General features: G+C 71.8%; 12 protein-coding genes. All 12 read right to left on the reverse strand.

Going from position 1 to position 15,547, the window contains the following annotated elements; translation table 11 throughout:
- Nucleotides 1–213 precede the first annotated feature (213 nt).
- The 12 genes from N5875_RS06780 to N5875_RS06835 all read right to left on the reverse strand — a co-directional run bounded on the left by N5875_RS06780 (nucleotide 214) and on the right by N5875_RS06835 (nucleotide 15,545).
- Nucleotides 214–3,951, reverse strand: a complete 3,738-nt coding sequence (locus N5875_RS06780; protein ID WP_338492267.1) for a ThuA domain-containing protein — start codon at nucleotides 3,949–3,951, stop codon at nucleotides 214–216.
- Nucleotides 3,952–4,196: 245 nt separating this feature from the next.
- Entirely contained in the window at nucleotides 4,197–5,201 is a 1,005-nt protein-coding gene (locus tag N5875_RS06785; RefSeq protein WP_338492269.1) for a sugar phosphate isomerase/epimerase family protein, read from the reverse strand.
- Nucleotides 5,202–5,214: 13 nt separating this feature from the next.
- A complete protein-coding gene (locus N5875_RS06790) occupies nucleotides 5,215–6,525 on the reverse strand; it encodes a Gfo/Idh/MocA family oxidoreductase (protein ID WP_338492270.1) in 1,311 nt (436 codons plus the stop codon).
- A 68-nt stretch (nucleotides 6,526–6,593) separates the two neighbouring features.
- Nucleotides 6,594–7,631, reverse strand: coding sequence for a substrate-binding domain-containing protein (locus N5875_RS06795; RefSeq protein ID WP_231070888.1), 1,038 nt, complete (start codon nucleotides 7,629–7,631; stop codon nucleotides 6,594–6,596).
- A gap of 106 nt (nucleotides 7,632–7,737) precedes the next feature.
- Nucleotides 7,738–8,736, reverse strand: coding sequence for an ABC transporter permease (locus N5875_RS06800; RefSeq protein WP_338492272.1), 999 nt, complete (start codon nucleotides 8,734–8,736; stop codon nucleotides 7,738–7,740).
- Complete coding sequence (locus tag N5875_RS06805) at nucleotides 8,733–10,250, reverse strand: sugar ABC transporter ATP-binding protein (protein WP_318209753.1); 1,518 nt, start codon at nucleotides 10,248–10,250, stop codon at nucleotides 8,733–8,735. Before N5875_RS06805 ends, N5875_RS06800 begins: the two co-directional genes overlap by 4 nt.
- 227 nt (nucleotides 10,251–10,477) lie before the next feature.
- The gene (locus N5875_RS06810; protein WP_318209754.1) at nucleotides 10,478–11,659 is read right to left on the reverse strand and encodes an ROK family transcriptional regulator; all 1,182 of its coding nucleotides are present in this window, start codon (nucleotides 11,657–11,659) and stop codon (nucleotides 10,478–10,480) included.
- A 155-nt stretch (nucleotides 11,660–11,814) separates the two neighbouring features.
- A complete protein-coding gene (locus tag N5875_RS06815) occupies nucleotides 11,815–12,480 on the reverse strand; it encodes a class F sortase (protein WP_318209755.1) in 666 nt (221 codons plus the stop codon).
- A gap of 247 nt (nucleotides 12,481–12,727) precedes the next feature.
- The gene (locus N5875_RS06820; protein WP_338492275.1) at nucleotides 12,728–13,300 is read right to left on the reverse strand and encodes a hypothetical protein; all 573 of its coding nucleotides are present in this window, start codon (nucleotides 13,298–13,300) and stop codon (nucleotides 12,728–12,730) included.
- 212 nt (nucleotides 13,301–13,512) lie between these two features.
- Nucleotides 13,513–14,469 (reverse strand): beta-ketoacyl-ACP synthase III, encoded by a 957-nt coding sequence (locus N5875_RS06825; protein ID WP_318209757.1) that lies wholly within the window; start codon nucleotides 14,467–14,469, stop codon nucleotides 13,513–13,515.
- 174 nt (nucleotides 14,470–14,643) lie between these two features.
- Entirely contained in the window at nucleotides 14,644–15,027 is a 384-nt protein-coding gene (locus N5875_RS06830; protein WP_318209758.1) for a (2Fe-2S) ferredoxin domain-containing protein, read from the reverse strand.
- A complete protein-coding gene (locus N5875_RS06835) occupies nucleotides 15,024–15,545 on the reverse strand; it encodes an isochorismatase family protein (protein WP_338492277.1) in 522 nt (173 codons plus the stop codon). The genes N5875_RS06830 and N5875_RS06835 overlap by 4 nt, the downstream gene beginning before the upstream one ends.
- Between the last annotated feature and the right edge of the window lie 2 nt (nucleotides 15,546–15,547).

Consider the following 15,547-nt stretch of genomic DNA (forward strand, 5'->3'; position numbering starts at 1 on the left):
GAAAGAGGGTGAGGGGTGGTGAGGGGTGGGGGGTGAGGGGTGGTGAGGGGTGGTGACGGTGGGCGGGGGGTACGGCGCCGCCCCGCCCACCGTCGTCCGGGGGCTCCCGCGGGCTGTGCGCGGGAGCCGGTCGGCGGGAGCTCGGTCAGGGGCGGAGCTCCGTCAGGAGGGAGGCTCCCTCAGAACGGGAGCTCCGTCAGGACCAGAGGTCCGTCAGGACGGGAGCTCCTTGAGGCGGATGTCGCGGAAGGCGGCCTGGTCTGTGGCTCCGTGGTTCTGGATGCCGATGTGGCCGCTGGTGAGGCTGCGGGCGGGGTCGGTGTTGGTGAAGTCGTTGATCCTGATGCCGTTGAGGAAGACCTGGAGGCGTTCGCCCTGGACGCGGATCTCGTACGTGTTCCATTGGCCGGGCGGACGGAGCGCCTGGTCGCGGGCCTTGAGGTTGGCGGACTTGAAGCCGTAGACGGCGCCGGTGGTGCGGTCGGGGGCGTCGGTGGCGTCGATCTGGATCTCGTAGCCGTTGTTCACGGCGGACCAGGGGTCGTCGCTGGCCGGGAAGCCGACGAAGATGCCGGAGTTGGAGTCGCCGGTGAGCTTCCAGTCGAGGGTGAGGGAGTAGGACCGGAGTTCCTTGGCCTGGTACCAGAGCATGCCCATGCCGCCGGTGGAGTGGAGTGCGTGGTCGGCGATGTCGAAGCCGCCGGGTCCGGCCTGCTTCCAGCCTTCGCGGGTCTCGCCGTTGAAGAGGGCGCGGTAGCCGGTCTGGGGCCGGCAGTCGGCCTTGACCTGGCCGGTGGCGTAGCGGAGGCCGCCCAGGAGGTGCCGGCGGAAGGCGGGTTCGGCGTACGACTCCTTGGTGTGGCCGCCTCCGGTGTAGAAGGAGCGGCCGCCGCCGTAGGTCTGGCACCAGGCGATGGGGTGATCGCCCTTCATGGTGCCGCCCTGGTAGGTGGTTTCGTCGAGGGTGGCGAGGACGCGGGCCTGGTCGCGGGGGTTGGTGCGGTAGTTGTACCACTCGTCGGTGCGCTGCCAGGGGCCGTCGATGTGGGCGGTGGCGGGGTGGGTGTGGTCTTCGGCGCGGACGGTGGCGGGCTGGATCTGGGGGTGGGACTGGAAGTAGGCGCCGACGAGTCCGCCGTAGAAACTCCAGTCGTATTCGGTGTCGGCCGCGGCGTGGACGCCCATGTAGCCGCCGCCGGTGGAGACGTAGTTCTCGAAGGCCTTCTGCTGGTCGGTGTTGAGGACGTCTCCGGTGGTGGAGAGGAAGACGACGGCGTCGTAGCGGGCGAGGTTGCTGGTGGTGAACTGGCGTGGTTCCTCGGTGGAGTCGATGACGATGTCGCTGTCGGCGCCGAGTTCCTTGAGGGCGGTGATGCCGGTGCCGATGGAGTCGTGGCGGAAGCCGGCGGTCTTGGAGAAGACGAGGACCCGCTTGGCGTCGCGGTTCACGGGGGTGCTGGAGAACGTGAAGTCGTCGAGGTCGTAGAGGGCGCCGGTGCCGCCCTTGAAGACGAGGAAGAGTTCGGTGGTCTTCCGGGGCAGGTTGCGGAGGGGTACGTCGATGTCCTGGAAGGTTTCCCAGCTTCCGGTGACGGGGACGGGGGCGGAGCCGTGGAGGGGGCCGGTGGGTGAGCCGGTGCGGACTTCGAGGAAGCCGCCGTTGCCGCCGGAGGAGATGCGGGCGGTGAGCTTGGTGGTTCCGGTCACGTTGTAAGGCGTGAAGGAGATCCAGTCGCCGTTGTTGATGTCGCCGACGGTGCGTCCGCCGTGGGCCTGGGTCTTGTCGAAGAGGTTGACGCCGTTCTGGGCGTCGAAGTGCTCGGCCTGACGGTGGCGGGGCTGGAGTTTGGCCTGGTCGTGGGTGGTGAGGGCGGCCTGGCCGCCGCCTCCTCCGTCGGTGTACTCGGCGTCGAAGACGGCGAAGATGTTGGCGTCGTCGTCGTGGCCGCCGTCGGCGGAGGTCTTGATGGTGCCGGTGCAGCCGTTGGCGGTGGTGACGGGGTGGCCGTGGCTGTCGTGGCCGAGGACGTAGGTGACCTTGACCTTGGTGCAGTCGATGGTGCCGTCTTCGGGGTCGGTGACCGTCACCTTGAAGGGGACCTCGTCGCCGAAGGAGAAGAGGGCGCCTTCGGCGGGGAGTTCGAGGGTGACCTTGGGGGCGGTGTTGCCGACGACGATGTGGACGGAGGCGGAGCCGGTACGGCCGCTGGCGTCCTTCGCCGTCACGGTCGCCGTGTAGGTGCCGTTCTTGCGGTACGTGTGGGTGGGGTTGGCGGCCGTGGACGTGCCGCCGTCGCCGAAGTCCCAGGTGTAGGTGAGGGCGTCGCCGTCGCCGTCGGTGGTGCCGACGGAGGAGAAGGAAGCCTTCAGCGGGGCGATGCCGGAGGTCTTGTTCACGCTCGCCTCGGCGACCGGGGAGCGTCCGCCGGTGGCGTTCTCGATGCGGTAGAGGCCGGAGTTGTGGTCGCCGCCGAACCAGGCGGTGCCGTAGTCGAGGACGTAGAGGGCTCCGTCGGGGCCGAAGGCCATGTCCATGATCTGGGTGCCGGTCCAGGGGACGTTGTTGATGGAGGCGACGGTGCCGTTGGCGTCCTGGTCGACGCGTTTGATCCAGCGGCGGCCGAACTCGCCGGCGAAGAAGTCGCCGTCGTACGTCTCGGGGAACTTCACCGGGGATGTGTTGGCGGGGTCGTAGCGGTAGACGGGGCCGCCCATGGGTGACTCGGAGCCGGTGCCGAACTCGGGTACGGAGCCGCCGTTGTAGGGGATCCAGGCGGCTTCGGCGGGCGGCAGGTCGACGAGTCCGGTGTTGTACGGGGAGTCGTTCTCGAGGGCGGCGCAGTCGTAGGTGGCGCCGGAGGTCTTGGTGGCGAAGTCGTAGTCGACGTAGGGGTCGTTGTTGCCGGTGCAGAACGGCCAGCCGAAGTTGCCGGGCTTGGTGACGCGGGCGAACTCGACCTGTCCGGCGGGGCCGCGCTGGGGGTCGGCGGCACCGGCGTCGGGGCCGTAGTCGCCGACGTAGAGGATGCCGGTGGCCTTGTCGACGCTGAAGCGGAAGGGGTTGCGGAAGCCCATGGCGTAGATCTCGGGCCGGGTCCTGTCGGTGCCGGGGGTGAAGAGGTTGCCTTCGGGGACGGTGTAGGTGCCGTCCTCGGCGACCTTGATGCGGAGGATCTTGCCGCGGAGGTCGTTGGTGTTGCCGGAGGTGCGGCGGGCGTCGAACGCGGGGTTGCGGCCGGGGCGTTCGTCGATGGGGGTGTAGCCGTCGGAGGCGAAGGGGTTGGAGTCGTCGCCGGTGGAGAGGTAGAGGTTCCCCTGGGCGTCGAAGTCGATGTCGCCGCCGACGTGGCAGCAGATCCCGCGGGTCGCGGGGATGTCGATGACCTTCTTCTCGCTGGCGTTGTCGAGGGTGCCGTCGGCTCTCAGGGTGAAGCGGGAGAGGCGGTTGACGCCGTCGTACTTCGCGAAGTCGGCGGCGGTGCCGTTCTCGGGGGCGTCGCCGGCGGGGGTGTCGAGGGGTGGGGCGTAGTACAGGTAAATGGCCTTGTTCTGGGCGAAGTTCGGGTCTAGGCCGATGCCCTGGAGGCCTTCCTCGTCGTGGGAGTAGACGGGGACGGTGCCGATGACGGTGGTGTTGCCGGCGGCGTCGGTGCGGCGGAGTTCGCCGTTGCGGGAGGTGTGGAGGACGCTGCGGTCCGGGAGTACGGCGAGGGACATGGGTTCGCCGACTTCCTCGCCGCCCTTGGCGAGGGTGATCTGCTGGAATTCTTCGGCGGCCGAGGCGTCCGAGGCGGCGGGGGCGGCCGCGGCATCGGATGCGGCTGAGGCGGTGGATGCGGCGGCGGTGCGGGCTTCGGGTTCGGCGGCGAGGCCCTGGGGGGCGCCGAGGGCGAGCAGTCCGATGGTGAGTAGGGCGAGCGACTTCCTGGGGCGGAGTCGTTTTCTGTGCACGGGTGTCCTCCGGAGTCGGGCCGGGTGTGCGGGTTGTCCGGGGACCGGCGTGCGCCGTCACGCTGGTCACATCACGCTGTTACGTCATGTACACATCAGGGACCGTAGCCGGGTTCGTCCACCACGGAAAGCCCTTGTGCATCCGTTCGGTCGAACTTTTCCCCGCGAGAGGACAAAGGCTCTCGCGGACAGCGCGGACCGGCCCGGCGGCACCTCGCCGCCAGGCGCGGACCTGCGCTTTCACCTCAGTCGGCGCTCCCGAAGGCGGCGTCGAAGGAGGTCGCCGGGGGGTCGAAGTCGTACCGCTTGAGGAAGGACAGCGCCTCGGGGGCGCCGGTCAGCCGGTCCATGCCGGCGTCCTCCCACTCCACGGAGACGGGCCCGGCGTAGCCGATGGACCGGAGCATCCGGAAGACGTCCTCCCAGGGCACGTCGCCGTGCCCGGCGGAGACGAAGTCCCAGCCGCGCCGGGGGTCTCCCCAGGGCAGATGCGAGCCGAGTCGGCCGCTCCGGCCGTCGAGCCGCTTGCGGGCCTCCTTGCAGTCCACGTGGTAGATCCGGTCGCGGAAGTCCCACAGGAAGCCGACGGGGTCGAGGTCCTGCCACACGAAGTGGCTGGGGTCGAAGTTGAGCCCGAAGGCGGGGCGCCGGTCGACGGCGTCCAGGGCCCGCTGGGTGGTCCAGTAGTCGTAGGCGATCTCGCTGGGGTGGACCTCGTGGGCGAAGCGGACGCCCTCGGCGTCGAAGACGTCGAGGATCGGGTTCCACCGCTCCGCGAAGTCCTCGAAGCCTCGCTCGACCATCCGCTCGGGGACCGGCGGGAACATCGCCACCAGGTGCCAGATGGAGGAGCCGGTGAAGCCGATGACGGTGTCGACGCCGAGCGCGGCCGCGGCCCGCGCGGTGTCCGCGAGCTCGCGGGCGGCCCGCTGCCGCACCCCTTCGGCGTCGCCGTCGCCCCAGATCCGGGCGGGCACGATCGCCTGGTGGCGCTCGTCGATCGGATGGTCGCAGACGGCCTGCCCCACCAGGTGGTTGGAGATCGCCCAGCACTTCAGTCCGTACGCGTCGAGCAGTTCGCGCCTGCCCTTGACGTACGCCGGGTCGGCGAGGGCCTTGTCGACCTCGAAGTGATCTCCCCAGCAGGCGAGTTCGAGGCCGTCGTAGCCGAAGTCACGAGCGAGCCGGCAGACCTCCTCCAGGGGCAGGTCGGCCCACTGGCCGGTGAAGAGCGTGAAGGGTCGTGGCACGGTCGGGCGCCTCCTAGCTCGGTACGGATGTGTCGGCGGACGTGTCGGCGTGCCTGTCGGCGGACGTGTCGGCGGGCGTGTCGGCGGACGTGTCGGCGGTTCCTGCGGCAGAAGTGTGGGCCGGGATGCCGACCGGGGTGTAGACCGCGTTGCTCCGGGCGCTCTCCTCCACCGCGGCCAGGACCCGCTGGACCTGGAGGCCGTCGGCGAAGGAAGGCGCCGGGGCGATGCCGCTCGCGACGGCGTGGACCAGATCGCGGGCCTGGTGGACGAAGGTGTGCTCGTAGCCGAGCGCGTGACCGGGTGGCCACCAGCCCTCCAGGTACGGGTGGTCGGGTTCGGTCACGAGGATGCGGCGGAAGCCCGCCGAGACCGCCGGTTCGGTGTGGTCGTGGAAGGACAGTTCGTTGAGCCGCTCCAGGTCGAAGGCGAGCGAGCCGCGCTCCCCGTTGAGCTCGATCCGCAGGGCGTTCTTACGGCCCGCGGCCATCCGGGTGGCCTCGAAGGAGGCGAGCGCGCCGGAGGCGAGCCGCCCGGTGAACAGGGCCGCGTCGTCGACGGTGACCTGCCCGTACGCCTCCGATCCCGCTCCCCCGGCGAGACCGCCCGCGGCCGTGCCCGCGAGCAGCGGACGCTTCCGTACGAAGGTCTCGGTGAGAGCCGATACGCCGACGAGCGGCTCCCCCGCCAGGTACTGGGCGAGGTCGACGGCGTGCGCTCCCAGGTCTCCGAGGGCGCCGGAGCCGGCGTGTTCGCGTTCCAGGCGCCAGGTGAGCGGGAAGGCGGGGTCGACCAGCCAGTCCTGGAGGTAGGTGACGCGGAGGTGACGCAGGGCGCCGAGCCGGCCGTCGGCGACGAGCCGGCGGGCGTACGAAAGGGCGGGCACCCGGCGGTAGTTGAAGCCGACCATGGCGATCTGGCCCCGGGCGGCGGCCGCTTCGGCGGCCGCGGCCATGGTCTCGGCCTCGGCGACCGAGTTGGCGAGGGGCTTCTCGCACAGCACGTGTTTGCCGGCCTCCAGGGCGGCGACGGCGATCTCCGCATGGCTGTCGCCGGGGGTGCAGACGTCGACCAGCTGGACGTCGTCGCGGGCGATCAGGGCGCGCCAGTCGGTTTCGGCGGCGGCCCAGCCGTGCCGTCGGGCGGCGGCCCGGACGGCGGTGGCGTCGCGGCCGGCGACGGCGGCCAGGACGGGTCGCAGCGGCAGGTCGAAGACGCGGCCCGCGGTGCGCCAGCCCTGTGAGTGGGCGGCTCCCATGAACGCGTAGCCGACCATGCCGATGCCGAGCGTCGGCGGTGCGGCCCCGCTCTCCGTCTGTTCCATACGGTTCCTCCGTTTCGTGGTGCGGCGATGTACTGCTCCCCGGGGGCGGTCGGGCCGCCGGGGTCCGGTCAGCTGAAGCCGGTGGGCAGGTACTCGTCGACGTTCTCCTTGGTGACGACGGCCGAGTAGAGGGTGATCGAGGCGGGGATCTCCAGCTCGGACATGCCGCCGACGCCCTTCTTCTGGCCGAGGGCGCGGGCGAGGTCGATCGCGGAGGCGGCCATGGTCGGCGGGTAGAGGACGGTGGCCTTGAGGACGCCGGTGTCGGCCTTGATGGCGTCCATGGCGGACTTGGCGCCGGCGCCGCCGACCATGAGGAAGTCCTTGCGGCCGGCCTGGGCGACGGCCCGCAGCGCGCCGACCCCCTGGTCGTCGTCGTGGTTCCACAGGGCGTCGAACTTCGGCTGGGCCTGGAGGAGTTGGGCCATCTTGGCCTGTCCCGACTCGACGGTGAAGTCGGCGGCCTGGCGGGCGACCTTGCGGATGTTGGGGTAGTTCTTGAGGGCGTCGTCGAAGCCCTGGGTGCGCTGCTTGGTGAGTTCGAGGCTGTCCATGCCGGCGAGTTCGACGACGGTGGCGTTCGGCTTGTCCTTGAGCTGTTCGCCGATGAAGTTGCCGGCGTTGAGGCCCATGCCGTAGTTGTCGCCGCCGATCCAGCAGCGGTAGGCCTGCGGGGAGGCGAAGATCCGGTCGAGGTTGATGACGGGGATGCCGGCCTTCATGGCCTGGAGCCCGATCTGGGTGAGGGCCTTGCCGTCGGCGGGGAGGATGACGAGGACGTCGACCTTCTTGTTGATGAGGGTCTGGACCTGGCCGATCTGGGTGGCGGTGTCGTTGGAGCCCTCGGTGATCTCCAGGGTGACGTCGGAGTACTTCTTCGCGCGCCGCTCGGCGTTGTCGTTGATGGCGTTGAGCCAGCCGTGGTCGGCCTGCGGGCCGGCGAAGCCGATGGTGACGGGGGTGCCGGGCTTGTCGTCGGCGGCCGGCGCGGCGCTCCCGACGGGCGACTGGTTCTTCGGCTCGTTGCTCGTACAGGCGGTGAGCAGGGCGCCGGCGGAGACGGCCGCGCCGCCGAGGAGGAGGTGTCTGCGGCTGGTTTCGGGCATGGCGGTGGATCCCTTCCGAGCGGGTGGTGGTGAAAGGGGTGGTGGTGAGATGGGGGTGGTGAAGGGGGGTGGTGGTGAGGGCGGGGCGGGGTCGGCCGGTGTCCGGTCAGGTTCCGTCGCGGACGGTGCGGCGCTGGAGCAGGACGGCGGCGACGATGATCGCGCCCTTGGCGATCTGCTGGACGTCGCTCTGCAGGTTGTTGAGCGCGAAGATGTTGGTGATCGTCGTGAAGACGAGGACACCGAGGACCGAGCCGACGATGGTGCCCCGGCCGCCGCTGAGGAGGGTGCCGCCGATGATGGCGGCGGCGATGGCGTCGAGCTCGTACAGGTTGCCGTTGGTGTTCTGGCCGGAGCCGGCGAGCACGACGAGCAGGAAGGCGGCGATGCCGCAGCACAGTCCGGAGAGCAGATAGAGGAAGAGCCGCTGGCGGCGTACGTCGATGCCGGCGAGGCGGGCGGCCTCCGGGTTGCCGCCGACGGCGATGGTGCGCCGGCCGAAGGTGGTCCGGTTGAGGAGCAGCCAGCCGGCGACGGTGACGGCCGCGAAGACGAGGACGAGTGGCGGGATCCCGAGGACGTAGGCGTCGGGGAGGCCGAGGTCGAGGACGGACGGGACGGTGACGATCTGTGTCTTGCCGTCGGTGATCTGGAGGGCGAGACCGCGGGCCGAGGCGAGCATGGCCAGGGTCGCGATGAAGGGGACCATGCCGCCGTACGCGACGAGGACGCCGTTCACCAGGCCGCAGCCGAGTCCGACGGCGACGGCCGTGAAGAGGATGCCGGCGAAGCCGAACTCCTGGGTGGCGAGGGTCGTGGCCCATACGGAGGCCAGGGCGACGATCGCGCCGACGGAGAGGTCGATGCCGCCGCTGGTGATGACGAAGGTCATGCCGACGGTGACGACACCGATCACGGAGGCCTGGGTCAGGACGAGTTGGAGGTTGGAGGTGGCGAGGAACTCGGCGGGCCGGGTGAGGCCGCCGACGACGATCAGTACGGCGAGCACGCCGAGCAGCGACAGGTTGCGGACGTCGGCCCTGAGGCCGAGTGCGCGCCAACGGCCATCCCGGGGCGGCGCCTTGGCCGGGGTGGTGAGCGTCATACCGCAGGGCTCCCTTCCATCACGAGGTCGAGTACGCGGTGTTCGTCGAGGTCACGGGCGGGCGCCTGGTGGACGACCCGGCCCTCGCGGAGGACCAGGACGCGGTCGGCGAGGCCGAGGACCTCGGGGACCTCGCTGGAGACGAGGAGGACGGCGAGGCCGTCGTCGGCGAGCCCCCGGATGACCGCGTACAGCTCGGCGCGGGCGCCGACGTCGACGCCCCGGGTGGGTTCGTCGAGGAGGAGGACGCGGCAGCCCCGGAGGAGCCAGCGGGCGAGGACCGCCTTCTGCTGGTTGCCGCCGGAGAGGGTGCGGACCGGGGCGTCCGGGAGGTCGGGGCGGAGCGACAGGGTGCGGGTGGCGGTCCTGGCGGTCTCGCGTTCGGTGGTGCGGTCGATCCAGCCGGCCCGGGAGAAGCGGGCGAGGGAGGAGACGGAGACGTTGCGGGTGACGGATTCGAGGAGGAGCAGGCCCTGCCCTTTGCGTTCCTCGGGGGCGAGGCCGAGTCCGGCGGCGACGGCGGCGGGGACGCTGCCGGGGCGCAGGGGCCGTCCGTCGACGATCACCCGGCCCTCGGTGGGCTTCCTGGCTCCGTAGACGGTCTCCAGGATCTCGGAGCGGCCGGATCCGACGAGCCCGGCGAGGCCGACGATCTCACCGGGCCGGAGTTCGAGGTCGAGGGCTTCGAACTCCCCCTTCCTGGCGAGTCCTTGGACGCGGAGGACGGGTTCGCCCGTCGGTGGGCGGGCGGGGCGTTCGGGGAAGACGTACGGGACGTCCCGGCCGGTCATGAGGGCGACGACCTCACGGGTCGGGGTGGTCGCGGCGGGCAGTCCGCGGGCGACGGCGCGGCCGTCCTTGAGGACGGTGACGCGGTCGCCGATGCGGCGGATCTCCTCCAGGCGGTGGGAGATGTAGACGACGGCGACGCCGTCGGCGGTGAGGTCGGCGACGATCCGGAAGAGGTTGGCGACCTCGTCGGGGTCGAGGGCGGCGGACGGTTCGTCCATGACGATGAGACGGACCTCGTGGGAGAGGGCGCGGGCCATGGAGACGATCTGCCGCTGGGCGGCGGAGAGTTCGCCGACACGTCGCGTCGGGTCGATCTCGGGGTGCCCGAGGCGCTTCAGGAGGGTGGCGGTGGCCTCGCGCGCCTCGCGGGTGCGGACGAATCCGGCGGTGGTGGGTTCGTGGCCGAGGTGGACGTTCTCGGCCACGGAGAGGCCTTCGACGAGGTCGAGTTCCTGGTAGATGGTGGCGATGCCGAGACGGACGGCGGCGCTCGGGGAGCGGAGCCGTACGGGGTCGCCGTTCCAGGTGATGTGACCCTCGTCGGGCTGGTGGGCGCCGGCGAGGACCTTGATGAGGGTGGACTTGCCGGCACCGTTCTGGCCCAGGAGGCAGTGGACCTCGCCGGGCGCGACGTCCAGGTCGACGCCGTCGAGGGCGCGGACGCCGGGGAAGGACTTGGTGATTCCGGACATGGTGAGGAGGGACGGGGGGTGTTCGGGCATGGCGGAGATCCCCTCGGCGAGTACGGGTGGCCGTCCGGCGGGGTACGGGTGCGGGGTGCGGGTGCGGGGGTGCGCTTGAGCGAGTGCGGGTGCGGGGGTGCGCTTGAGCGAGTGCGGGTGCGGGGGTGCGCTGGGGCGAGTGGGGGTGCGGGACGTGCGGCGGGTACGGGCCGGTGGGGTTGGGCCCACCCGCTCCGCCCTTGCGGAACGTACGCCCACAACCCCCGTTACGCCGGGGAGAAGAGGTGGTCGCTGATGAGGCGGGCCGCGCCCGTCACGCCGGCCGTCTGGCCCAGTTCGCCGAGGACGATGGGCAGGTTGCCGGTGGCCAGCGGCAGGGACTGCCGGTAGACCTGGGTGCGGACGCTGGCGAGGAGGTTGTGACCGAGGCCGGTGACACCGCCTCCGATCACCACCAGACCGGGGTTGAAGAAGCTGACGAGTCCTGCGATGACCTGCCCGACCCGGTTGCCGCCCGCACGGATGAGGGCGAGCGAGGTGGCGTCTCCGGCGGCGGCGGCCGCCGCGACGTCGACGGCGGTGAGGTGACCGGCCGCCGCGAGCCGGGCGGCGAGCTCCTCCGAACTGCCGCCGCGCGCCGCGTCCTCGGCGTCGCGGGCCAGGGCGGCGCCGCTGAAGTGGGCCTCCAGGCAGCCGTTGTTGCCGCAGGCGCAGGGGCGGCCGTCGGGTTCGACCTGGATGTGTCCGATGTCGCCGGCGCTGCCCGTCGTACCGCGGTAGACCTCACCGCCGACGACGATGCCGCAGCCGATGCCGGTGCCGATCTTGACGCAGAGGAAGTCACCGACGGAGCGGGCGACGCCGGCGTGCTGCTCCCCCATGGCCATGAGGTTCACGTCGTTGTCGACCATGACGGGACAGCCGAGTTCCTGGCTGAGCGCCTCCCGTACGGGGAAGCCGTCCCAGCCGGGCATGATCGGTGGTGCGACGGGGACGCCCTCGGGGAAACGGACGGGTCCGGGGACGCCGATGCCCGCGCCGTCGAAGCCTTCCGCGAGTCCGGTGGAGCGGAGCTTCGCCGCCATCGACAGGGCCTGTTCGAAGACGGCGACGGGGCCCTCGCGGACGTCCATGGGGTGGTTGAGGTGCCCGAGCACCTCCAACTCGGCGTTGGTGACGGCGACATCGATGGAGGTGGCGCCGATGTCGATGCCGAGGAAGCGGAGTTCGGGCGCGAGACGGATGTTGTGCGAGCGACGGCCGCCCCGGGAGGCGGCGAAACCGTCGGCGACGACGAGACCGGTCTCCAGGAGCCGGTCGACCTCGACGGCGAGCTTGGAGCGGGAGAGATCGATCTGATCTCCCAGCTGGGCGCGGGAGTTGGGTCCTCCGTCGCGCAGCAGCCTGAGGAGTCGCGCCTGATGTCGGTTGGCAGGTCGTGCCGTCATGCGTCTCACGCGCCCCTCCCTCTCGTGCCCGCTCGTCTTCGTGCTTTCGAGGGGAACGTAGCAGCGGCGTACCGGAGTGGGAAGAAGTTGCGCATGAATCCCCTCCGACTTTTTCCCGGTTGGGGACAAAGCCGGGGTCGGAGAAGGGAGAAGGGTCAGCGGACCTCGACCAGCCGGGCCGAGACCACCACGTTGCCCGCGTAGCCGTTCTCCTCGGTGAACGTGCCGCCGCAGGTGATCAGGCGCAGCTCGGGCGCTCCGGCGTCGCCGTAGATCCGCTCGGCGGGGAAGCTCTCCTTGGGGACGACCTCGACCCCGTACACGGCGAAGACGGCGGTCCGGCCGTCGCGGCGCGCGATCTCCACGCGGTGCCCCTTGCGGAGGGCCCCCAGGTCGTAGAAGACGGCCCGGCCGCCGGGGACGTCGACGTGGCCGACGACGACGGCGGTACCGCGCTCACCGGGGGTGACCGCGCCGGTGAACCAGCCCGCGAGCCGGTTCTCCTCGGGCGGCGGGGCCTCGATCCAGCCGTCGGCGTCGAGTCCGACCTTGGTGATCGGCGCGTCTATCCGGACGGTCGGAACGCGGACCCGGAGCGGGGTCGACGGGGGCAGTGGATCGGGGACGGGGGCGAGGGCGAGCGCGGCTTCGGCGCGGGTGCCGTCGGGTGCGGCGGCGGAAAGGGGCTGCGGGGGGCCGTCGGCCCGGATCTCGTCCGCACCGCCGCGGACGAGGTGGACGCCGACGAGGAGGACGACGGCGACGAGGCCCCAGGCACCGTGCCGCCCCGCACCGTGCCCCGTAGCGTCCGACCGGCCCACGCCCGCCCTCCTCCTCGCGCCGTGAGCGCGCCGACTCATCGCCATCCGCACCGAACCCGTGCCCTCCAGCGCCAACTCCCTGCACTCTGCGCCGACTTGGTGCCGACGGTCCGGCCCGCCGTCCGTGCCCTCGATCGCGTACGCGGCGGCGCCCGTGCGCGGGCGCCGCCGGGTGTGGCGCCCCTCCGTCCCGGACCTCGTCACACCGGGGCGGAGGGGCCGTTTCAGGCCCCCCTGGTCCCGGCGGTCAGGAGCGGCCGTCGGCGTCGCGGCGGCGGGTCAGGACGACGGCGGCGCCCAGCGCCCCCACGATGAGGAGCACGCCCGTGACCACCTCGGTGACGCCGAGGCCGTCGGTGTCCGCGTCGGAGGTGGCGGCGGTGCCGTAGCCGGCCTTCACGCCTTTGTGCGCTCCGGGGGGCATGCCCTCGTTGTGCCCGGTGGTGTTCCCGCCGGTGTTCCCGCCGGTGTTGCCCTGGGCGATGGTGAGGGTGGTGGTGCCCCGCTCGCCCTTGCAGTCGAAGGTGATCTCGTACTGGGCGCCTGCCTTGGCGTCCACGTCCACGGTGGCGTTGCCCGAACGGCCCTCGCTGAGGGTCACGGTGTCGAACACCCCGGAGGTGACGGTCACCGACGGCACTTCGCAGCCGTCGGACTTCAGCGTCACGGTGCCGCCGGGGGCGACGGTCTCGGGGGTGACGGAGAAGCCGAACGACGTGATGTTCTGGTCGTTCTCGCCCGCCAGGGCGGCCGGGGCGACGGTGACCACCACGGCGGCGGCGCTCAGCAGGACGGCGGAAGCGGCACGTATCGCGCGCATGACGGTCCTCCAGGTCACGGGAGGGCTGGTCACGGAGCGATTCCGTGCCCGGAATGCGATGACCCTCACCGCGATCGAAGCTAGGTCCGCCACCGGCGCGCCGCCACCGGGCTCCGCCGAACGGGGCACGGCGGCGACGGTACGTGACGGCGGCGCGGACCGGAACGGGTCGCGCCACGACACCGCCCCAGGGCGGACCGGAAGGGGCCGTGCTACGGCACCCGGACGACCTGGCCCGCGTACGAGAGGTTTCCGCCGAAGCCGAAGAGGAGGACCGGGGCGCCGGAGGCGAGTTCGCCGCGTTCGACGAGCTTGGCGAGGGCCAGCGGGATGGAGGCCGCCGAGGTGTTGCCGGAGTCGACGACGTCGCGGGCGACGATCGCGTTGACGGCGCCGATCTTCGCGGCGAGCGGCTCGATGATCCGCAGGTTGGCCTGGTGCAGGACGACGCCCGCGAGCTCCTCGGGGCTGATGCCGGACCGCTCGCAGGTCTGCCGGGCGAGGGCGGGCAGTTGCTGGGTGGCCCAGCGGTAGACGCTCTGTCCCTCCTGCGCGAAGCGGGGCGGGGTGCCCTCGATCCGGACGGCGTGGCCCATCTCCGGGACCGAGCCCCACAGGACCGGGCCGATGCCGCGCGCGGCCCCCGGCACCTCGTCGTCCACGGCCTCGACGATCGCGGCGCCCGCGCCGTCGCCGACGAGGACGCAGGTGGTGCGGTCGGTCCAGTCGGCCACGTCGCTCATCTTGTCGGCGCCGATGACCAGCGCGCGGCGGGATCCACCGGCCCGGACGGCGTGGTCGGCGGTGGCCAGGGCGTGGGTGAACCCGGCGCAGACCACGTTGAGGTCCATGGTGGCCGGCGAGGTCATGCCGAGGCGGGCGGCGACGCGGGCGGCCGTGTTGGGCGAGCGGTCGATGGCCGTGGAGGTCGCGACGAGGACGAGGTCGATGTCGTCGGGGGTGAGTCCGGCGGTGGCCAGGGCCTTGCCCGCCGCGTGGGCGGCGAGTTCGTCGACGGGCTCGTCGGGGCCCCCGATGTGCCGGGTGCGGATACCGACCCGGCTGGTGATCCACGCGTCGTCGGTGTCGACCAACTCCGCGAGGTCATGGTTGGTGAGCACCTTGGCGGGCTGGTAGTGCCCGAGCGCGGCAATGCGAGTGCCCGTCATCCCGGGACCCCCTCGGTGGTTCGATCGTCCGGCAGGATTTCCCAGTCTTGCCAGCGACTGATGGGTAACAGGTGACGTAAACCACCAAGATTCACCCGTGCCCCTTGGCCGACCGTGACAAGGACCCGGGCGCCCCACGGGCCCCACGGCCTCGTGTGGGGCCCGCGGACGGGGTCAGTTCTTGGGCGGGTCGATCATCTGGAGGGCGAGGGTGGCCGGGGGCGGGGCGATGCCGGGGCCGCCGGCGGCCGTCCAGGCGAGGATGTCGTCGAGGGAGTCCTGGTCGAGGGTGAAGGCGACCCAGGCGGCCCGGCCGCCGCGCCGTCGGCCCTCGGTGGAGGGCTGGACGACGACGATGTTGGCCTGGGCGCAGGGGCCGAGGCAGTCGCTCGTACGGACGGCGAGGCGGCCGCCGGAGGCCGCGGCGGCCTCCCGGAGGCGGGCGAGCTGTGCGGCGTGGTCGGTGCCGGGGTTCTTGCGGGCGTCGCCGCAGCAGCAGCCGCGGCAGACGACCAGGGAGCAGGGGCGGGCCCCGTAACGTATCGGGACCGGGGTCACTCGGAGCCGTCCAGGGTGATCGCGGCGGTGGGGGCGACGGTGCCGAGGCGCGGGAAGTCGAGGTCGACGGAGGCACGGTGTTCGTCGGCGGTGAGCGCGGTCATGGCGTCCTCGGCGAAGACGAGCTCGTAGCCGAGGTCTCCGGCGGCGCGGGCGGTGGACTCGACGCCGAGGTTGGTGGCGATGCCGCCGAAGACCAGGGTGGTGGCGCCGAATCCGGTGAGGAGTTCGTGGAGTCCGGTGTCCTGGAAGCCGCCGATGGTGCGCTTGACGACGACGGGCTCGCCGTCCCGGACGAGGTCGGCGACGAGGTCGCTGCCGGGCGGCTGGGCTTCGACGTTCGGCCGCTCGACCCGGATGTGGACGACGGGCGCACCGGCGGCCCGGAAGGTGTCGGCGAGCCGGGCGGCGGCCGTGAGGACGTCGGTGCCGGGGCGGGGCGCGAGGGGCAGCGCGACGATGCGTTCCATGAGGTCGACGAGGACGAGCGCGGTGCGGCCGGGATCGAGTGCGGGCATGG

This window comes from Streptomyces sp. SJL17-4 (assembly GCF_036826855.1).
In the GTDB taxonomy this organism is placed as follows: Bacteria; Actinomycetota; Actinomycetes; order Streptomycetales; family Streptomycetaceae; genus Streptomyces.